Raw genomic sequence first — 18006 nt, forward strand, 5'->3', positions numbered from 1 at the left:
CAACCAACAAACCCACCGAGAGGGGTCAATTTTCAATCAGCACAGGGGGGTCAGTTTTGGCCCGGCGTTGACAGCCCGGACCCGCGCCGCGCTGCTCACCGAGAAACAGCAGCACCGCCTCCTGAAAGTCCTCACCGACGAGCGTCACGCCGCCTTCGAAGCCACCTGGAGCGTCTATCAGGACGTCATCTCCGCCTACCAAGCCGACGACCCCACCGAGGGCAAGGCGATCATGACCCGGCTCATCGACAGCCTCCAGAGCGGAGTCCCAGCCGGCCTCAACGAGCTCAGATCACTGGGCAAAACCCTGTACCGCCGACGCGACGACATCCTCGCGATCTTCGACCACCCCGGCACGTCCAACGGCCCCAGCGAAGCGATCAACGGCCTGCTGGAACACCTCCGCGGGACAGCCAGAGGGTTCCGCAACATCGTCAACTACGTCGCTTATGCGGAATTCCGCATAAGCTATGGTATGTCGACCTCGGGGTTATGTTGACCGACGTCGTGGGGTGCCTGTTCCAGTGCGGGTTGGGGCCTGAGCCGATCAACATAACCGTGCGGGGTTCAGCGGTTCTTGAGGAACGCGATGAGAGCGTCCGAGGCTTGGTAGCGGGCCGGTGGCCGCTCATCGACGGCGGGGACGCGTTCCAGGGTTCGTCGTTTGAGTTCGAGGTCGGCGTGGAGGTAGATCTGCGTGGTCTGGATGTTCGAGTGCCCGAGCCAGAGCGCGATGCTCGCGGTGTCGATCCCGGCGTGCAGCAGGCTCATTGCGCAAGTGTGCCGCAGCGTGTGGGGCGTGACGTTCTTCTCGGCCAAGGAAGAACACCGTCCGACCGCGGCAGCGGTATGACGGGCGATGAGCTTGCCGACCGCAGCCCTGGTCAGTGGCGTCCCGGCGTGGGTCGGGAACAGTGGCCCGTCCGGTACGGGTGGAAGCTCGCCGAACCAGGCGTTGAGGAGTTGGACGGTGTTCTTCTGGAGTGGGATCACGCGTTGCTTGCGGCCCTTGCCGATGCATTCGAGCTGGCTGTGCGGGCCGATCTGGATGCTGTCGATGTGCAGGCTGGTCAGCTCGCTGACGCGGAGTCCGGTTTGGATGCCCAGGTGCAGCAGGAGCCGGTCTCGGCGCCCGAGCCAGGTGCCGGTGTCCGGGGCTGCGATGAGGGCTTCGGCTTCGGCAGCGGTCAGGAACGACACGAGGGTGGTCTTGGTGCGTTTCGCGGGGATCGCGAGGACTTGGCTGATCGTTGCGATCGCGTCGGGTGCCCGGTAGCTGGCGTAGCTGAAGAACGACCGCAGCGCGGCCCGGCGGGCGTTGCGGGTCGCGGCGGAGTTGCCGCGCTCGGTTTCCAGATGCTGGAGGAATCCGCCGATCAGGTCCGCGTCCAGATCGGCCAGGGTCAACGCCGACGGGGCGATCCCGGTGGCCTGCTGGGCGTAGGTCAGCAGGAGCCGGAACGTGTCGGCGTAGGCAGCAGCGGTGCCCTCTTGCGTGGACCGTTCCCGCAGCAGCCACGCTTCGAACTCGTCCAGCACGTCCCGCGCGTCAGCGCGGCACTGATCACGATGAATCACCATCTTGGTCCTCCTGACCCGAAGCCAGGCGATCCCAACGATCGCCCGGTCAGATCAAGCGAACCCCGACCCGAGCATTCATCGTTATGTTGACCGGATCAGGCCCCAACCCGCACTGGAACAGGCACCCCACGACGTCGGTCAACATAACCCCGAGGTCGACATACCACCGCCCGATGCCTACTCGACGCGGGCGGGTTCAAACCCATGATCCACTCACTTCTGTGAAGAGCCGCTAACCCTTGTTTTCGCGGGGAAAAATATCTGAGGTAAGGCCTACCATTTCGCGGGGACTTGACAGTGAGGTACCACGCATCCGAACGGTCCCCGCTGCGTGGCAGGCATCGACTCCGGCCCACCGGCTGACTAGCCTCGATCCATGCCCGATCCGATCTCCGACGACGCGAGGCTGGCCGCCGTCTACGACCCGCTCGACCCCGACCGCTCCGATCTCGACGCCTACGCCGCCATGGTCGAGGAGTTCGGGGCACGACGGGTGCTCGACATCGGCTGCGGAACCGGCACCTTCGCGACGCTGCTCGCCGGAGGAGGCCTCGAAGTGGTCGGCGTCGATCCTGCCGCGTCATCGCTGCAGGTCGCCCGAGGCAAGCCCGACGCTGAAAAGGTCCGCTGGGTGCACGGAGTCGCCGCTGACGCGCTCCCGCTCCGGGTGGACCTCGCGTTCATGACGGCCAACGTCGCACAGGTGTTCCTCACCGACGAGGAGTGGGACCACACGCTGCGGGCCGCCCGCGCGGCGCTGGTCCCGGGCGGTCGGCTGATCTTCGAGACAAGGGTTCCCGAGCGGCGCGCCTGGGAGTCGTGGACGCGGGAGAACACCAGGCAGGTCGTGGACGTCGCGCATGAGGGGCCCGTCGAGGACTGGGTCCAGGTGACGGGGGTCGACGGTGAGCTCGTCAGCTTCGAGTCGCCGACGATCTTCCACCGCGACGGCGTGCGCATCGACTCCACGAGCGTGCTGAGGTTCCGGCCGCGCGAGGCCGTCGAGGCGTCACTGACCGCCGCGGGGCTCGTCGTGGACGAGGTCAGGGATGCGCCCGACCGGCCGGGCCGGGAGCACGTCTTCATCGCGCGCCGCCCCTTCGACGCCTAGAGCGTGAACGTCGTGTCGGACTTCCGGGGCGAGTAGGCGAGGACGTAGTCGGAGTCCTCGCCAGGTTCCCGGCGGCCGATCACATGGAGGGAGCCCATCCGCACCGAGCGGGCGAAGGAGCGAAGGGCCTTCACCCCGAGGTCGACGTCGACCACCGGGCAGAACCAGTTGACCACGACGCCGTCGGGCAGCCCCGGCGGGGTGCCTCCGACGTCGTTGCCGTCGCACTCGCCGACCCCGCGCCACCGCAGGTACCCGTCGAGCGCGTCCCACATCCCCGTGAAGAGACGCTCATCCTCCGGGTGGGACAGGTCGGCGGTGAAGGCCCAGTGCTGCAGCACCACCCAGCCGCGTTCCTCGTCCGGGATCTCGCTGAAGCCGTCGGCACGGGCAGCTGCCTCGAACCGCTCCAGGACCTGCTGCGCGGTCGCTCCGTCGGCTGACTTCCTGCCGGTCGGCCGGACGGGTTGCCTGCCGGTGGTGCCGACCCGCCCGGAGTGCTCGATCACCCCACCACTGATGGTCCAGGCCTCCCGGTAGAGCAGCCTGTCCTCGTCGTCGCGGCGGTAGAGGGTGGGGGTCGCGGCCACGGCTCAGTCGACCCTGAACTCGCCGAGCTCGTCCCACTTGTCGCCCGCCATGACGACGTTGCGCACCTTCGGAGTCTCCGTCAGATACTGCGGCAGGTCGGCCTGGGCCTTGCGGAAGTGGTCGCTGGTGACGTGGGCCTCGGCGGCGTCCTCCTTGAACGCCTCGATCAGGACATAGGTGTCGGGCTCGTCAAGGCTGCGCGACCACTCGAAGAAGATGTTGCCCGGCTCTGCCCGTGTCGCCTCGGTGAACTCTCTCGTCAGCTCCGGCCACTGTTCGGCGTGCTCGGGCTTCACCTTCCACTTGACGCAGATGAAGATCATGGGGTGCTCCTCTCGTGGGTTTCGCCCAGCCTACCCGGGGTGGGGGTGGTGCGTGGTCGCTTCGACCCTGGCTGCGCCGGCGGCGGCCGAGGTAGGGTCGAAGGACCGGACGACACGAGGGGGAGTCACGTGAGCGACTTCATGTCCATCTTCCACGGCGGGATGGAACACGTCCGCAGGCAGCGCGACCTGGACAAGGTGTTGATCGTCGAGGCGGAGCGCGGGGGAGACGGCCCGAAGCCGCTCGACCTGGACTCCGGCGTGGTCGAACTCGTCATGCCCTCGAAGCAGGACGACCCGGAGGATCAGGGCTGATCACCAGCTGCGACCGCCACCGCCGCCGCGTCCTCCACCGCTCCTGCCGCCGCCCCGGGAACCGCCTCGCCGCGAACCGCCTGAGCGACGGCCGGACCCCGCGTTCTTCGCCATGGACTCGAGTCCCTTGCCCAGCGAGCGCCCCGCCCCGGAGAGCGTGTTGCGGCCGGACCACAGGGAGCGCCTGGTGGAGCGTCTCGTCGAAGAGAAGGAGGCGAGCAGCCGGCCGAGGTCGAGCGAGGCGTCCCTGAGGCTCCACACCGAGCCCTGAGCGCCGAGACCCGACGCCACCAACTCAGCCCAGGAGGCCTCCATGCCGAAGATCACCGCGTAGGGGAGCAGACGCTCGTACAGCGCGATCCTCGAGCCGTCACCGTGGCGCTCCCGCGGCGCGGTCCTGATGCCCTGCAGCCATGCGATCCGGTCCTGCTCCGCCATGGACATGAACCGCTCCAGCCCGCGCAGCTCGTCCCTGACCTGCCTGCCCTTCGGGGTCAGCTTTCCGAGACCGGGCAGCAGGAAGACCGAGGCGATGAGCAGGAGGGCGCCCGCAACAGGGGAGACCCAGATCAGCCAGCGCGGCAGCTCGCCGGGCAGGTAGAGCGCGAAGGTGGTGAAGAAGGTGAGCACGAGCAGCCCGAGGTAGGCGTTCAGGAACCACCTGCCCGACCCGCCCGTGGCACGCCGGAGCCCGAGTCGCGCGATGATGTTTCGCCGGTGCTGCTCGATCGCGTCGTCGGGCACGTGGAGGGGGTCGATCCTGCCCGAAGGGAAGTAGCCCATCAGGAAGGCCCTGCGGTCGGGGTCCGCGATCTCGCGCAGGCCCTGCACCTCGATCGACTCCCGGAATCTCCGCTCCTCCCGCTCAGACAGGCCGGTGTGTGGGCCGGCAGGTGCGTAGGAATCCTCGACGGCTCCGGTCGTCGCGATCACCGCCTGACGCTCGAGCACGGCGTCGAGCAGTTCAGCGGTCGGCCCACGCTCCGGCGTTCCCCAGACGTCGGCCGCGGCCATCGGCGAGATCCCTGCGGGCGGTTCGAAGCGCACCTCGACGGTGTCGCTCGCGGAACGCGGGCGGGCGGCCCGCCTCCGCAGGAGCGCGACGAGGAGGAAGACCAGCCCGTAGACCACGGGCAGCGCGAACCAGACCCAGGTCGAGGTGGAGACGGTGCGCGGGGTGTCGGCGTCGGCGAACGTGTCGGGGGCGAACCCGACGGCGTAGGTGAGGCCCTCGAACGCCTCGAGCGGCCGGGTAGCGGTGGCCGTGACCACCGTGGCCTCACCCGTCTCGTCCACGCGGAGTTCGCACGTCTGCTCGGAGTCCTGCCCGCCCTGGTAACACGCCGCGTCTCCGTTCAGGCGGTCGGCCAGGGACTGCGGGACGGTGACGCTCGCCTCGACCGAGTCGAAACTGGTCGCCCATTGATTGCCGTTGACGTTGATGTAGATCTCCTGGCCGCCTGCGATGTTGAGCGGCACGTCGGTCAGGACGTAGCTGATCCGGTAGGCGTGGGGGCCGGGCAGCAGGGCCGTGTACGCGTCGCCGATCCGGATCGAGGCCAGCCCCGCCTCCTCGGTGACCTCGTGGGGAACCTGGCCCCAGGCGGGCGGGTCGGTCGGCAGCGACAGATCGTCCGCCTCCACCTCGACCGCCTCGAGACGGCTCGAGTGGCCCGCGTGGTCCAGGGGGATGTCGCGGATGATGCCGTGCCGGTCGGAGCCCGAGAAGCTGACCACGATGGTCTCGGTGATCCGCAGGTCGGCGCCCCCGTCATCGGTGGGCACCACCTCGTGTTCGGCGGTGAAGCTGTGCCCCTCGAGTTGGCGGTCGACGCTGGCGTCCGGTTCGTCCGCGAGGAAGTTGCCGGCGAAGAGCGAGCAGCCGATCACGACGGCGAGCACGCCGAGGACCCATCCGATCCAACTCCAGACGTTTCGCCACATGGGACAGAGGGTAGGGCGAGGCCGGGCCAGGTGTCACCAGCTCGAGCCGCCGCCTCCGCCCATGCCGCCGCCGCTGCTTCCCCCTCCGCCGGAGCCGCCCGAGGACCAACCTCCGCCGCCCCCTCCACCGGACCAGCCGGATCCGCCGGAGCCGTCGTTGCTCCCGGAGAAGGTGTCGCTCAGCGCGGTACCCGCGCTGCTGAACCCGTCGGAGACGCGGTGGTTGACGTCCATCATCGTCTGCGTGCCGTCGATGGAGCGGTAGCCGTTGTGACTGAGCGACGCGGACAGGTCGCTGAGCGGCATCGCCGTCAGCAGCGCAGCCAGCGGGGCGGCCTCAGGCAGGCGCGCGTCGTGCACCTCGCCGATCACCTTCGTCCACCTGTCCTCCAAGCCGAAGATCAGCGCGTAGGGCAGCAGCGGTTCGTACAGCGTGACCAGCGTGGCGTCGCCATGCTCACGCGCGGCGCCGACTGGGCGTGCTGCAGCCACGCGATCCTGTCCTGCTCAGACATCGACATGAAGTTGTGCAGCCCTCGCAGATGCGGGTACTCCTGATCGACGCCGACCCGCAGGGCAACCTCACCTCCGTGGCGGCCGCCGAACCCGTCGAGGAAGACCAGGCCGGCCTGGCCGACGTCCTCAGCGACAAGACCACAGATCAGATCCGAGACGTAGCAGTGGCGGGGATCTGGCCCGGCATGGACCTAGTCCCGACCGCAGGCGCCACCCTGGGCGCCGTGCGAGACGAACTGATCATCGCCGGCGCAGGCAGAGAGTCCCGACTCAAGACCGCGCTCGCGGCCGTCGTCGACGACTACGACCTCGTGCTCCTCGACTGCGCACCAAGCCTCGATCAGCTCGCCGTGAACGCGCTGGTCGCCGCACACGGCGTGCTCGTGGTGACCGAGGCCAAGCTCTTTGCCGCCAATGGTCTGGGACAGCTGCTCACGACGATCGCGGCCGTGAGGGACTACTACAACCCTCAGCTGAAGGTGACCGGGGTTCTGGTCAACCGCCTCGAGGAGCGAACCGTTAGCAGCGCAGTCTGGCTCGACGAGCTCCACGAAGCAGCCACCACCAACGGACTCACGGTGCTGACTCCGATCCCCAAGCGAGTCGTGACCGCTGACGCGGCCGAAGCCGCCCGCGGTCTCGACGAGTGGGGAACAGCCGACGCCGTCACCATCGGCACGATCTACACCGACCACCTGCACGCCATCGAAGGAGCACTGTCGGTCAAGATGACCGTGGCGGCCGAGGTCGCGAAGGCGTTCAACGAGCGCCAGGAGCAGGAGGCGCAGGCGCCCGACATGCCGGCAGCGCGTTCGAGGCTCGGGCCGGCGCGATGTGGCGGGAGGCGTACACCCTGGCGCAGGCCCACTTCGCCGCCGAGCGAAAAGGGTGGGAGGGACAGGTGAAGGCGGCCCAGGGCGAGGCTGCGGAGTTGGCCGCCGACCTCGACGAGGTAGAGACTCAGCGCGACGCGGCACAGCAGGCAGGAGCCGAGGCTGCCCAGCGCGTCGACGAGCTGCGGGGTCGGCTCGACCGGACCGAGGGACAGGCCGAGGACCGCAAAGCAGAGGCCGAGCGGCTGCGCGATGAGCTGCGCGATCTGAGAGCCCAGCTGGACCAAGAGCGCACGCGCGCCGATCGTGCCGAGGCCCGCGCCGAAGCCCTGATCGAGCTGCGATCGCCAGAGCCAGAGCAGGAGTGACCGTGGGCTCATGACGTCATCTACGGGGCTCTAGTAGTAGCCGCCATCTGCCTGACACTTCTCGGCGCGGTTGCGCTGTCCGTGTCATTCCGCGCGAGCAGCTCGGCTGCCGTCGTTATCGCTACAACGCTCGCTGGTGTCGGAGCTACCAGCAGCCTCGTGCTGGCCGAGATGCTGACGTCCTACGACGACGACGCATCATATGCCGTTGGCGATCCGCAATCATGACGGGGACGTCCTGGCCTATGTGGGGAGGCAGTCACGGAGCAGACGATCTTCGGGCCCTTTGAACCCGTTCCCGGCGCGGACATGCGATCAGCTTGAGAAGACATGGCTGCCCACGAACTGGGCTGAGATGGCGACCCATGCAGTTCCCGAGAAGGAACAGGGCGGCACCGAGGGATCCGACGTGCCAGAGATCGGGTGCTACATCAGCACCTTCCCAGAGCCGATCATCGTCCCCGCCGAGGCCGTGGACGGTTCAGCTCGCGCTTGGCGGTCGCTTCGATCCGCAGCGCCATACCTAGCCGTGTCGGTGCTCGCGTCGCTCGCGCTCGGGATAGGTCTCGCGCGCAGAACGTGACGCTCACGACACGCCCATGCCATATCCGGCGACAGTCGCTCAATGATCCCGGGCTATCGTAGTTCCGGATGGCGCTGGGAGCCAGCATCCCTCGACATGTCACCATGATCAGCAGAGGAAGTGCAGGGAGTTCATGACGACAGAGGTTCCCACCCCCCATGCCGTGAGCCCGAGTAGCCATCCCGCACGTTCTGTTACAGGATGGCTCCTTGCTTTTGTCGTAACCGCGTTGATTCTCTGGCTTGCGGATCCAGTTGGACTCGATCTAAAGGTCTACCGTGAAGGAGCACGCACCCTCTTGGCCTCTGGGGACCTCTACGCACCAATCCTTGGTCCGGTAGGGGACCCGGGGTTGCCATTTACGTACCCACCGATTGCGGCTGTTCTCTTCGTTCCGCTTCTTGCTTTGCCGTTCACTGTGTCCTTCATTGTCTTGACTGCAGCAACCGTCGCGTTGACCCATTTTGTTGTATGTGACGTTGCAGTACGAGTTGGCTGGCTAGGTCAGTTCTCTAGATCGGCATGGCTCCTGACCCCCTTGGTTTTAGCCACGGCACCATTTCTCGACACGCTGACCTATGGCCAGATCAATGTCGTGCTTATGGCAGTGTGTTATTTGGCGTCGACCCGATGCAGGAATCAATGGGGGTTTGGACTCGCAGTTGGTTTAACAGCCGCGGTCAAACTCACGCCTCTGGCTTTGCTTCTGTTGCCTTTGGTGCTTTGGCGTTGGATCACCATCGTTGCGGCGGGCCTGTCATTCGTTGTGCCGCAAATCGTTACGCTGGTGACGTTGCCGAGGCTCACGACAGGGTACTGGGGAAGCGTTATCTGGGAGCCGTCACGGGTGGGCAATTTGGCCTACGTCGACAACCTTTCGCTTCGGGGCATTGTGGAGCGCGTAGGCGCGTCAGCATGGGTGTGGATCTTGGCAGTGGTTCTCACCGTCGGCTTAGCCGCCATGGCGATCCAACGACGACGGCACGCGAGGCCTGCCGCTCTTCTGGGGTTCGCTGCGGGGTGTATGGTGCTGATCTCACCCGTCACGTGGGTTCACCATCTCGTATGGTGGCCACACATCGCCGCTACATGGACTGCAGACACCCCGCGGCGGCCCATCACAGTCGTCACCGTGCTTTTCACGATGTATCTGGCCGTCAGCCCTAAACACATTCTCGACTGGCTTTCATTGTCCCCAGGCTCTGCCTTCGGTCAACTGCTAGCCTCTGCCCCTGGGATTCTGGTTTTGATCGGCACGATCCTAAGTGTTCTCTTGATCTCGCCGAACATGAGTCGCGCTGGTCTGACCAGTGAAGGTCAGACCAGCGCGACTCTGCAGAAGGGATAGACGACGATCAGGATCCACGAGCGCGTGGTGAGCCTGGGGGAGCGGGGAGTCAGCATCGTCTTCCATCGCAGGGGGTGAGGTCACGCCATCCTAGGGGGCACTCACAGGCGACACCGGCGCGATGGGTGGCCAAGGGGTGGCCCACCCGTTGGCCCTGCTCAGCGCGACCAGGGTAGGTTCGACCGGTGACGACAGGCAGAGGACACGGGGCACACGGGGCGAAGATCCCGCTGGATGATGAGGTCCGCGCTGCAGGTCCGTCGTGGCTCCCTGGTGCAGCGCTCGCGCTGGTCGAGGCTACCGCCGTCGCGCTGCTGATCATCCAGGCCGGCTGGGCGCTCGACGACGTGGCCTCCGGCCGCCTGATCGGCGGCCCCCGCATCGCTGGCCTCGTGGCCGCCTCGATCATCGCGACCCTCTGCGCAGGCGCGGCTCCCTGGCTCGCCCAGAGCTCCGCCGCCCGCACGGAGAAGGGGCTCCGCAGGCTCGTCGTCGCAGCTGCGTTCCGGCTCGGCGTCACCGGGACGAGGGGCAGGGCCGGTGAGCTGCTCTCGCTCGCGGGGCACGCCGTCGAGAAGGCGGCGCACTACCGGGCCGCCTTCATCGGGCCGATGGTCGGCGCGCTCGCCTCCCCGCTGCTCGTGCTGCTCATCATGGGGATCACCATCGACTGGCCGACCGCCGGATGGCTGACGCTCCTGCTGCTGATCGTGCCGCTCGCCGTCGGGGGATTCCGACGTGTCATGCGCCCCATCGGGGCCTCCTACCGGCGCACGCAGGGGCAGCTGACCGCTGGCTTCCTCGAGTCGATCCAGGCGCTCGGCACCCTCGTCTACGCCCGTGCGGCAGATCGGGCGGCCGCCGACCTGGCGCGCCGCGGCGAACGGCACCGGCGCTCCGTGATGCGGCTGCTCGCGGGCAACCAGCTCCTCATCCTCGTCGTCGACGCCGCCTTCTCGCTCGCGGTGACGGCGGCCTCGGCCGGGCTCGCGCTCACCCGACTGCGGGGCGGGGCGATCACGCTTGGCGAGGCGGTCGCCGTGGTGTTGCTGGCCGTGCTGGTCACCGGGCCCGCGGACGTGTTCGGCTCCTTCTTCTACATCGGCATCGGTGGCCGCGCGGCGCAGAGCCAGTTGAGTGCCCACGCCGCCCGGGCGCGCGCGGCGTCGCACGTTATCGGGGAGCGTGAGGTCGGCGGCTCCGCCGCGGTCGAGCTCGACGGCGTGACCCTCGGATGGCCAGGCGCTGCCCCCGTGCTGACCGACTTCTCGCTGCGGATCGAGGAGGGGGAGCGGGTCGCCATCGTCGGCCCGAGCGGCGTGGGCAAGTCCACGCTGAGTGCCCTCCTGCAGGCCCATCTGACACCCGCCGCAGGCGCCGCGAGCGTCGCAGGCCTCGACATCGCGGCGAGCGATCCCGACCTCGTCCGCGCGAGGCTCGCCGTGCTCGAACAGCGGGCGCATCTGTTCCTCGGCTCCATCGCCGAGAACCTCCGGCTCGCCGACCCCGAGGCCGACGATGCACGACTGTGGGAGGCACTCGCCCTCGCGGGCATGGACGACGAGGTGCGCCGCATGCCCGGCGGCCTCGACGCCCAGGTCGGCGAACATGGCTCGAGGCTCTCGGGAGGCCAGGCGCAGCGCCTCGCCATCGCACGGGCCGCGCTGCGCGACGCGCCCGTCCTGATCCTCGACGAGCCCACCTCGCAGGTCGACCTGGGCGCGGAGGCAGAGATCCTCGCGGCGCTCGACCGGCTGGCCGCAGGCCGCACCGTCGTGATGATCGCCCACCGGCCCGGCGCCATCCTCGCCGCCGACCGGGTGGTCGAGCTGGGAGGGGTGCCCGCATGAGCGGCAGGCTCGACCACACACGCTGGCTGATCGGCCACACCCGTCGGCTCCTCGCGCCCCTCGGGATTGCTGTGGCCGCGAGCGTCGTCGGCAAGGCGCTCGGCGTCGCGCTGCTCGTCGTTTCCGTCTGGGCGCTGACCCGCATGGCGGCGGGAGCCGACCTCTCCGTGGCGGGTATGATCGGCCTGCTCGTCGGCATCGCGCTCGTCAAGGCCCTGCTGCGCTACCTCGAGCACTACGCCGGCCACTACGTGGCGTTCACCTCGCTGCAGCGGCTCCGGGAACTGTTCTTCGAGAGCCTCGTCCCGCAGGCCCCGGCCGCCACCCAGGGCGAGGCCGGTGCCGACCTGACCGAACGGGCGACCCGTGACATCGACCGGATCGAGGTGTTCTTCGCCCACACGCTGCCGCCGATGGTCGCCGCGGTCGTCGTCCCGGCCGGTTACGTGGCCTGGCTCGCCCTCGCGGTCGACGGGGCGAGCGCCGTCGTGGTCGGCCTCTTCGCCGCGGCGGCCCTCCTGCTTCCCGCGCTCGCGGCGCGCGGCTCGTGGTCGAACGCCAGACGGGTGGCCAGGCGGCGCGGCGCGATCGCCGCCCACGTCGCCGACGACGTCCAGGGACTTCCCGAGGTGCTGTCCATGGGGGCCGGACAGCGACGCCTCGAGACCCTCGCCGACCACGACGACGACCTCATCGCGGCGAGGACTCGCGCCGGCCTCGGGACCGGGCTCCGCTCGGCCGGTGCCACCGCGCTGAGGGCCGCAGGGCTGATCGCGGTGCTGCTCGTCGCGCAGCCCTCCATCGACGCCATGGCCCTGGGACTTGCGGTGTCGATCGCGCTGTGGGGGCCGACCCGTGGCGTCGACGACTTCGTCACCGGGCTCGACTCGGCCTTCGCGGCCACGGCGCGGGTCCGGGAGATCGTCGACCGGCCCGCCCTGATCACCCAGGCCGACGAGCCGCAGGGGCTTCCGCAGCGCAGCGACGTCGTCCTCGACCGCGTCAGGTTCGCCTACCCGGGCACGGCCCGTAGCGTGCTGGACGATGTGTCGCTGCGTTTCGACCAGGCGACGTGGAGCTACCTCGTCGGCGTCTCGGGGAGCGGGAAGTCGAGCGTCGCAGGCCTGGTCATGCGCGGCTGGGACCCGCAGGGTGGGGCCGTCACGCTGGGCGGCGTCAGCGTCGACCGGCTCCCGTTGGACGCCCTGCGCGAACGGGTGGGGTTCGTCGCCCAACGGCCGACGCTGCTCAGGGGCACCATCGCCGAGAACCTACGGCTCGCGCGCCCGGACGCGTCCGACGAGACGCTGTGGGAGGCGCTTCGCGCCGTCGCGCTTGAGGAGTGGGTCGACTCGCTCCCTGGCGGCCTCGAGCACCGGGTCTCGGCCCGCGGTGTCAACGTCTCGGGAGGTCAGTTGCAGCGCCTCGCGCTCGCCCGGGCGCTGGTCGCCGAGCCCCAGGTGCTGATCCTCGACGAGGCGCTCAGCCAGCTCGACGGCCCCACCCTCGTCCTGGTGCGGGAGCGGTTGGCCGCCTCGCTGAGGGGCCTGACCGTCATCGAGATCAGCCACCGGGCGGACCTGATCCCCGACGACGCGCAGGTGTGGGTGGTCGACGCCGGACGGGTCGTCGCCCAGGGCAGAGTGGGCATGCTGAGGGCCACCGACGGGCCGTTCGCGCGGTTGGAGGCGCGAGGCTGAGCCTCAGTCGTCGAGGCGCAGCGTCACATCCGAGCCGGCGTCGAGGGTCACGGTCGACAGTCTCAGCTCGTCACCGGGCGCCAGGTCGAAGCTCGTGGACGGCTTGTCCGCGGCCTGCTCCTCGTCGTGGTGCCCGCGCGCCATGGGCTGGTTGAACTCGAGCGTGACGGCGTCGTCCCGCACCGCCGAGACGGTGATCGTGAGGTGGCCCACGTTGCTGGGCAGCGTGACGTTGCTCCCCTCGACGGCGTCGATCGAGGCGCCACCCTCCTGGCTGACGGCGCCGCTGCGGCTGTTCCACGTCTGCGTCTCCACGCTCACCGTGCGAGGGGAGGGCTGCTGACAGCCGGACAGCACCGCGAGGGCGGACAGGGCGACGAAGAGGGTTCTGAGCATGGTCCATTCTGCGCCGACAGATGCGTCCGGCGAGGTGGTTCCCCATATATCGCCCAAAAGCGATACCATCGTTGCATGACGATCAATGCCCAGGTCCTCGACCGCGCGGACACGGAGGTCTATGCCAGGCTGTTCCACGCGCTCTCCGATCCGACCCGGCTGGCCGTGCTGCAGCACCTCGCCCTCGGCGAGCACCGCGTGCGCGACCTCGTCGAACACCTCGACTTCGCCCAGTCGACCGTCAGCAAGCACCTGAGCTGCCTGCTCGAGTGCGGGCTGATCGCGCTGCGGATGGAGGGCCGCGCCTCCTGGTACTCGTTGGCCGACGCCGAGGATCTCTCCGGGCTGCTCCGGGCCGCCGAGCATCTGCTCGCGGCGACCGGGTCGCAGGTGAGGCTCTGCTCGCAGCTCATGCGCCCGGAGGTGGGGTGAGCATGGCGCACGAGCATCACCACGCCGCGCCCGCGACCGCCGACCATCGCAGGCGGCTTCTGCTCGTGGTCGCGATCACGGGCGTCATCGTGGTCGCGCAGTTGGTCGGCTCCGTGCTCACCGGAAGCCTCGCCCTGCTCACGGACACGGTCCATGCCGTCGCCGACCTCTCGGGCCTAGTCGTCGCGCTGATCGCCGCCACCTTGATGCTCCGCCCGGCCAATGACCGCCGCACGTGGGGCTTCCGCCGCGTCGAGGTGATCGCCGCACTCGGCCAGGCCGTGCTGCTCCTCGTGGTCGGCGCCTACGCCGTCGTCGAGGGCGTGCAGCGGCTGTTCGCGCCACCGGAGGTGCCCGCCGGGGAGCTGCTGGTCTTCGGCGTGATCGGCCTCGCCGCCAACCTGGTCGGGCTCGTCGTGCTGCACGGAAGCCGTGAGGCGAACCTCAACCTGCGGGCCGCGTTCCTCGAGGTGCTCAACGACGCCCTCGGCTCGCTCGGCGTCATCGTTGCCGCCGTCGTCATCTGGGCGACCGGGTTCCAGCGGGCGGACGCGCTCGCAGGCCTGTTCATCGCCGCCCTGATCCTGCCGCGTGCGTTCGTGATCCTGCGCGAGACCACCCGTGTGCTGATGGAGTTCACCCCGGAGGGGCTCGACCTCGACGAGGTGCGCCGTCACCTGAGCGAGGTAGACCACGTCGTTGAGGTGCACGACCTGCACGCCTCGACCGTCGCCACCGGACTCCCGGTGCTGACGGCGCACGTCGTCCTCGCCGACGAGTGCTTCGTCGACGGCCACGCCCAGGAGATCCTGCGCGATGTCCAGGGTTGTGTCGCCGAGCACTTCGAGGTCGATCACACGACCTTCCAGTTGGAGGCCCAGGGCTTCCATGTGGACGTCGAGGCCTGTTCCGTGCCGCGCACCGGGTGACCCCTGTAAGGCACTCGCCGCTATGAGGTAGGATTAGTTTTACTTTTCCTACCAAGGAGGTCCAGATGCCGATCGAGAGGCTGCCGGAACTACCCGGCAAGTTCGCCGCGAGCGTGAAGGTCGGGCCGAAGGGTCAGATCGTGATCCCCAAGGGCGCCCGCGACCTGTTCGGGATCAACCCCGGCGACACCGTCCTGATCCTCGCCGATGTCGAGCAGGGCATCGCGATCCTGCCCGGAGGCGCGCTCGACCAGCTCCTCGCCGCGGCGTTCCCCAAGGACGATGCGTGAACGCGGTCGACGTGCGCGCCGTGACGCGCCAGTTTCCGGGGGTCCGCGCTCTCGACGCTGTCGATCTGAGCGTGGAGGAGGGGGAGATCTTCGGCCTGCTCGGGCCTAACGGCTCGGGAAAGACCACGCTGTTCAACTGCCTGCAGGGGCTCGACCGACCCACCTCCGGCACGGTCTCCGTGCTCGGCCTCGATCCGCAGTCCGACCTGGAGGCGCTGACCCTGCGGATGGGGGTCCAGCTCCAGTCGGCCAGCGCCATCCCGCGCCTCACCGTGCGCGAGGTGCTGCGCCTGTTCGCCTCGTTCTATCCGGACTCCCTCGACATCGACGACCTGCTGCGTGAACTCGGCCTCGAGTCGAAGGCGGGCTCGCGGCTCGAGCGGCTCTCCGGTGGCCAGCGGCAGCGCGTCTACATCGCCCTCGCCATGGTCAACGACCCCGAGCTGCTGTTCTTCGACGAGCTCACCAGCGCCGTTGACCCGCAGGCGCGGCTCGCGATCTGGGACATCCTCCGCGGCCTGCGCGCCAAGGGGCACACCATCATGCTGACCTCCCATTCGATGGAGGAGGCCCAGGCGCTCTGCGACCGGATCGCCATCATCGACGCCGGACGCATCATCGCGCTCGGCACCCCTGTGGAGTTGATCGCCAGGCAGGGAGGCGAGCGCCTGCTCAGCCTCGCGGCGGATCCATCACCCGACCCGGGGCTGCTCGAAGGGATCGACGGCGTCTCCTCCGTCCGCCTCGCCGAGGGGCATGTCCAGATCGCCGGCTCCGGAAACTTCGCCCCCGCGGTGCTCTCCCGGCTGGCGAACCTCGGCACCAGCGTCACGGAGATGACGCTGCACGAGCCCGACCTCGAAGACGTCTTCGTCGCCCTGACCGGGCGCGAGATGCGCGATGGAGAACAGTGATGCGTGGCTACCGACGACTGACCGGATCGCTCGCCCTCTCGCAACTGCGCGAGCCCGTGGGCTTCTTCTTCACCCTGATCTTCGCCCCCGCCCTCGTGGTGGTGCTCGGCCTGATCTTCGGCAACGAGCCGAATCCTGACTTCGGCGGGGTCGGCTACATCACCAAGACCCTGCCCGCCTTCGCCTCGCTCGTGCTCGCCATCACCGGGGTGATGGTGATGCCGCAACAGCAGCTCCAACTGCGCGAGACGGGTGCGCTCACCAGGCTCCGCGTCACTCCGCTCAAGCCGTCCACCTGGATCGCGGCCGACCTCACCGTCAACTTCGTGCTCGGCATGCTCGGCATGGTGCTCGCTCTGGCCGTCGGCGTCATCGGCTTCGGCGTCGATCTGCCCCAGCGCATCGGCTCGGTGCTTGCGGCCTCGGCGCTGGGCCTTGTCGCCTTCCTTGCGCTTGGATACCTGCTGGCCGCCGTCTACCCGTCGGTCGGGGCGTCGGTCGGCATCGGCAACGTCCTGATGATCCTGCTGATGATGACCTCGGGAGCGTTCGTCCCGCTCGCGGTGCTCCCTGAGGGCGTGCAGAGGGTGATCGCCTTCTCGCCCATCCACCACTTCGTCGAGCTGACCTCCGGGCTCTGGAACGGCGGGACCTGGGGAGAGCACCTCGACGCCGTGCTCGTCCTCGTTGGGATGACCGTTGTCTGCGGGGCCCTCGGCGTGTGGCTGTTCCGCTGGGCGCCGAAGCGCTAGGCGGACCCGGCCGCGGCCAGGTCGAGGGTGTCGATGGCGAGCCTCGCGGCACCGAGCAGGATCGCGTCGGCACCCGTCGCGGCCGCCTCGATGCGCAGCGTCTGGGTGACCAGGGGGTGGCAGTTCGCGTAGACCCGGCTGCGCACCGCGGCCAGGAAGGGTTCCGACGAGCTCATCGATCCGGTGAGGAAGACGGCGTGCGGGTTGAAGAAGTTGACCACGCCTGAGAGGACCTGGCCGAGGTACGTGCCCGCCGTGCGGACCAGTCGGGTGGCGATAGCGTCGGCGTCCCTGGCGAGCGCGAGCGCCTCGGCGGTGGTCGTGACGTCATAGCCGGCCTCGCGCAGCTGACGCACCACACCTGCGCCTCCAGCCCTGACCGGCGGCGCGGTTCGCGCCCGTGCCTCCCGGGCCGGGTGCACACTTGTCGGGTGGAACTGGAGTTCGACGGAGAGATCATTCAATGGCGCGGCCCCGCGCCGTTCCTCTTCGTCCCCCTCAGCGAGGAGGCCGCCGGGGTGGTGGGCGACTCGGCGGCCATCCTGAGCTATGGCTGGGGCTGCATCCCGGTCGAGGCCGTCATCGGTGGCACCAGTTTCACCACCTCCTCAGCCCGCGCGACGGTGGCTACCTGCTGCCGGTGAAGGTCGCCGTCCAGCGGGCAGAGGGGATCGGCCGGGGCGACAGCGTCCACGCGAGCATCCACCTCGAACGACGAGTCTGGCCGGAGGACACATGGCACTGGAACCGCACACGACGATCGAACCGACCGCCCCGGAGGGGGCCATCATCCTCACCGACGCCCAGGTCGCCGAACTGTCCACGGCGAAGACGCCACCGGTGGTCGTGACCATCGGCGAACGCTCGGCGAGACTGCGGGTCGCCCGGATGAGAGGGGTGCTCTGCATCGGCATGAGCAAGGCAGTCCGTGCGCAACTCGGCGTCGAGGCGACGGGGTGGATGCCGTGATCGCCCTCGACGACGCGGAGCGCACCGTCGACGTCCCGGCCGACCTGGCAGCGGCGCTCGACGCCGACGCCCAACTCAGGGCAGCCTTCGCGGCGCTCAGCGACACCAGGCGCAAGGAGATCGCGGCCGGGGTGGCGGGCGCGAAGCGCGACGAGACAAGGCGCCGCAGGATCGAGGCGGAGATCGCCGACCTGCGTCAGGTTCGCTGACAGCGGAGCGGGGTGGAGGTGCCGGGCCAGGCTGGGTAGCCTGAGTTCGTCT

Annotated in this window: 23 protein-coding genes; 16 read left to right on the plus strand and 7 right to left on the minus strand. The window is 68.8% G+C overall.

Going from position 1 to position 18006, the window contains the following annotated elements; genetic code table 11:
* Window positions 1–67: 67 nt before the first annotated feature.
* Window positions 68–499: a transposase gene (locus BW733_RS12340; RefSeq protein ID WP_161490231.1), complete on the plus strand. Its 432-nt coding sequence runs from the start codon at window positions 68–70 to the stop codon at window positions 497–499.
* A 68-nt stretch (window positions 500–567) separates the two neighbouring features.
* Here the strand turns inward: BW733_RS12340 and BW733_RS12345 are convergent, their stop codons facing one another.
* Complete coding sequence (locus tag BW733_RS12345) at window positions 568–1581, minus strand: tyrosine-type recombinase/integrase (protein WP_077350747.1); 1014 nt, start codon at window positions 1579–1581, stop codon at window positions 568–570.
* Window positions 1582–1957: 376 nt separating this feature from the next.
* On the opposite strand from BW733_RS12345, the gene BW733_RS12350 reads away from it, so the two are divergent.
* A complete protein-coding gene (locus BW733_RS12350; RefSeq protein WP_077350870.1) occupies window positions 1958–2692 on the plus strand; it encodes a class I SAM-dependent methyltransferase in 735 nt (244 codons plus the stop codon).
* Here BW733_RS12350 and BW733_RS12355 read toward each other — a convergent pair.
* Together BW733_RS12355 and BW733_RS12360 are read right to left on the minus strand one after the other, a co-directional pair.
* Window positions 2689–3282, minus strand: a complete 594-nt coding sequence (locus tag BW733_RS12355) for a hypothetical protein (protein ID WP_077350872.1) — start codon at window positions 3280–3282, stop codon at window positions 2689–2691. The two genes, BW733_RS12350 and BW733_RS12355, sit on opposite strands and share 4 nt — an antisense overlap.
* A gap of 3 nt (window positions 3283–3285) precedes the next feature.
* The gene (locus BW733_RS12360) at window positions 3286–3606 is read right to left on the minus strand and encodes a putative quinol monooxygenase (RefSeq protein ID WP_077350874.1); all 321 of its coding nucleotides are present in this window, start codon (window positions 3604–3606) and stop codon (window positions 3286–3288) included.
* 129 nt (window positions 3607–3735) lie between these two features.
* On the opposite strand from BW733_RS12360, the gene BW733_RS12365 reads away from it, so the two are divergent.
* Window positions 3736–3921, plus strand: coding sequence for a DUF6191 domain-containing protein (locus tag BW733_RS12365; RefSeq protein WP_077350876.1), 186 nt, complete (start codon window positions 3736–3738; stop codon window positions 3919–3921).
* Here BW733_RS12365 and BW733_RS12370 read toward each other — a convergent pair whose 3' ends face one another.
* Window positions 3922–5865, minus strand: a complete 1944-nt coding sequence (locus BW733_RS12370) for a DUF2207 family protein (RefSeq protein ID WP_077350878.1) — start codon at window positions 5863–5865, stop codon at window positions 3922–3924. It abuts the gene before it with no gap.
* A gap of 33 nt (window positions 5866–5898) precedes the next feature.
* Entirely contained in the window at window positions 5899–6357 is a 459-nt protein-coding gene (locus BW733_RS18635; RefSeq protein WP_179947116.1) for a hypothetical protein, read from the minus strand.
* Window positions 6358–6407: 50 nt separating this feature from the next.
* Here BW733_RS18635 and BW733_RS12385 point away from each other — a divergent pair, with 50 nt between their 5' ends.
* The 5 genes from BW733_RS12385 (at window position 6408) to BW733_RS12410 (ending at window position 13063) form a co-directional block, all read left to right on the plus strand.
* Entirely contained in the window at window positions 6408–7286 is an 879-nt protein-coding gene (locus BW733_RS12385) for a ParA family protein (protein WP_077350884.1), read from the plus strand.
* Complete coding sequence (locus BW733_RS12390; protein WP_077350886.1) at window positions 7283–7582, plus strand: hypothetical protein; 300 nt, start codon at window positions 7283–7285, stop codon at window positions 7580–7582. The genes BW733_RS12385 and BW733_RS12390 overlap by 4 nt, the downstream gene beginning before the upstream one ends.
* Before the next feature lie 1001 nt (window positions 7583–8583).
* On the plus strand, window positions 8584–9513 hold the full coding sequence (locus BW733_RS12400) for a glycosyltransferase 87 family protein (RefSeq protein ID WP_237268184.1): 930 nt from the start codon (window positions 8584–8586) through the stop codon (window positions 9511–9513).
* 185 nt (window positions 9514–9698) lie between these two features.
* Entirely contained in the window at window positions 9699–11363 is a 1665-nt protein-coding gene (locus BW733_RS12405) for an ATP-binding cassette domain-containing protein (RefSeq protein ID WP_077350892.1), read from the plus strand.
* The gene (locus BW733_RS12410) at window positions 11360–13063 is read left to right on the plus strand and encodes an amino acid ABC transporter ATP-binding/permease protein (RefSeq protein ID WP_077350894.1); all 1704 of its coding nucleotides are present in this window, start codon (window positions 11360–11362) and stop codon (window positions 13061–13063) included. The genes BW733_RS12405 and BW733_RS12410 overlap by 4 nt, the downstream gene beginning before the upstream one ends.
* Window positions 13064–13066: 3 nt before the next feature.
* On the opposite strand, the gene BW733_RS12415 is transcribed toward BW733_RS12410, so the two are convergent.
* Window positions 13067–13459, minus strand: a complete 393-nt coding sequence (locus tag BW733_RS12415; RefSeq protein WP_077350896.1) for a hypothetical protein — start codon at window positions 13457–13459, stop codon at window positions 13067–13069.
* 75 nt (window positions 13460–13534) lie between these two features.
* Between BW733_RS12415 and BW733_RS12420 the strand changes: the two genes are divergently transcribed.
* From BW733_RS12420 to BW733_RS12440, 5 genes are all read left to right on the plus strand, one after another.
* Window positions 13535–13891 carry an ArsR/SmtB family transcription factor gene (locus BW733_RS12420; protein ID WP_077350898.1) on the plus strand — a complete coding sequence of 119 codons (357 nt, stop codon included), beginning with the start codon at window positions 13535–13537 and terminating at the stop codon, window positions 13889–13891.
* Between the two features lie 2 nt (window positions 13892–13893).
* Complete coding sequence (locus BW733_RS12425; RefSeq protein WP_077350900.1) at window positions 13894–14820, plus strand: cation diffusion facilitator family transporter; 927 nt, start codon at window positions 13894–13896, stop codon at window positions 14818–14820.
* A 65-nt stretch (window positions 14821–14885) separates the two neighbouring features.
* Window positions 14886–15110 (plus strand): AbrB/MazE/SpoVT family DNA-binding domain-containing protein, encoded by a 225-nt coding sequence (locus BW733_RS12430; protein ID WP_077350902.1) that lies wholly within the window; start codon window positions 14886–14888, stop codon window positions 15108–15110.
* Window positions 15107–16024, plus strand: a complete 918-nt coding sequence (locus BW733_RS12435) for an ABC transporter ATP-binding protein (RefSeq protein ID WP_077350904.1) — start codon at window positions 15107–15109, stop codon at window positions 16022–16024. The genes BW733_RS12430 and BW733_RS12435 overlap by 4 nt, the downstream gene beginning before the upstream one ends.
* Window positions 16024–16776: an ABC transporter permease gene (locus tag BW733_RS12440; protein WP_077350906.1), complete on the plus strand. Its 753-nt coding sequence runs from the start codon at window positions 16024–16026 to the stop codon at window positions 16774–16776. Before BW733_RS12435 ends, BW733_RS12440 begins: the two co-directional genes overlap by 1 nt.
* Here BW733_RS12440 and BW733_RS19505 read toward each other — a convergent pair.
* On the minus strand, window positions 16773–17132 hold the full coding sequence (locus BW733_RS19505) for an ROK family protein (protein WP_237268185.1): 360 nt from the start codon (window positions 17130–17132) through the stop codon (window positions 16773–16775). The genes BW733_RS12440 and BW733_RS19505 overlap by 4 nt on opposite strands.
* Window positions 17133–17207: 75 nt before the next feature.
* On the opposite strand from BW733_RS19505, the gene BW733_RS20240 reads away from it, so the two are divergent.
* From BW733_RS20240 to BW733_RS19065, 3 genes are all read left to right on the plus strand, one after another.
* Window positions 17208–17420, plus strand: a complete 213-nt coding sequence (locus BW733_RS20240) for a DUF1905 domain-containing protein (protein WP_335755080.1) — start codon at window positions 17208–17210, stop codon at window positions 17418–17420.
* 91 nt (window positions 17421–17511) lie between these two features.
* Window positions 17512–17745 carry a DUF1905 domain-containing protein gene (locus tag BW733_RS19060; protein WP_202970201.1) on the plus strand — a complete coding sequence of 78 codons (234 nt, stop codon included), beginning with the start codon at window positions 17512–17514 and terminating at the stop codon, window positions 17743–17745.
* Window positions 17733–17954 carry a YdeI/OmpD-associated family protein gene (locus tag BW733_RS19065; RefSeq protein WP_202970202.1) on the plus strand — a complete coding sequence of 74 codons (222 nt, stop codon included), beginning with the start codon at window positions 17733–17735 and terminating at the stop codon, window positions 17952–17954. The genes BW733_RS19060 and BW733_RS19065 overlap by 13 nt, the downstream gene beginning before the upstream one ends.
* The last annotated feature ends 52 nt before the right edge of the window (window positions 17955–18006 follow it).

This window comes from Tessaracoccus flavescens, assembly GCF_001998865.1.
Classification (GTDB): domain Bacteria; phylum Actinomycetota; class Actinomycetes; order Propionibacteriales; family Propionibacteriaceae; genus Arachnia; species Arachnia flavescens.

Bases quoted from the DNA above. Each gene is read 5' to 3' on its own strand.
- BW733_RS12350 (WP_077350870.1), top strand. From the start codon at position 1,958: ATGCCCGATCCGATCTCCGACGACGCGAGGCTGGCCGCCGTCTACGAC.
- BW733_RS12440 (WP_077350906.1), top strand. From the start codon at position 16,024: ATGCGTGGCTACCGACGACTGACCGGATCGCTCGCCCTCTCGCAACTG.
- BW733_RS12385 (WP_077350884.1), top strand. From the start codon at position 6,408: ATGCGGGTACTCCTGATCGACGCCGACCCGCAGGGCAACCTCACCTCC.
- BW733_RS12415 (WP_077350896.1), bottom strand. From the start codon at position 13,459: ATGCTCAGAACCCTCTTCGTCGCCCTGTCCGCCCTCGCGGTGCTGTCC.
- BW733_RS19060 (WP_202970201.1), top strand. From the start codon at position 17,512: ATGGCACTGGAACCGCACACGACGATCGAACCGACCGCCCCGGAGGGG.
- BW733_RS12410 (WP_077350894.1), top strand. From the start codon at position 11,360: ATGAGCGGCAGGCTCGACCACACACGCTGGCTGATCGGCCACACCCGT.
- BW733_RS12345 (WP_077350747.1), bottom strand. From the start codon at position 1,581: ATGGTGATTCATCGTGATCAGTGCCGCGCTGACGCGCGGGACGTGCTG.
- BW733_RS12430 (WP_077350902.1), top strand. From the start codon at position 14,886: ATGCCGATCGAGAGGCTGCCGGAACTACCCGGCAAGTTCGCCGCGAGC.
- BW733_RS12425 (WP_077350900.1), top strand. From the start codon at position 13,894: ATGGCGCACGAGCATCACCACGCCGCGCCCGCGACCGCCGACCATCGC.
- BW733_RS12420 (WP_077350898.1), top strand. From the start codon at position 13,535: ATGACGATCAATGCCCAGGTCCTCGACCGCGCGGACACGGAGGTCTAT.
- BW733_RS12370 (WP_077350878.1), bottom strand. From the start codon at position 5,865: ATGTGGCGAAACGTCTGGAGTTGGATCGGATGGGTCCTCGGCGTGCTC.
- BW733_RS12360 (WP_077350874.1), bottom strand. From the start codon at position 3,606: ATGATCTTCATCTGCGTCAAGTGGAAGGTGAAGCCCGAGCACGCCGAA.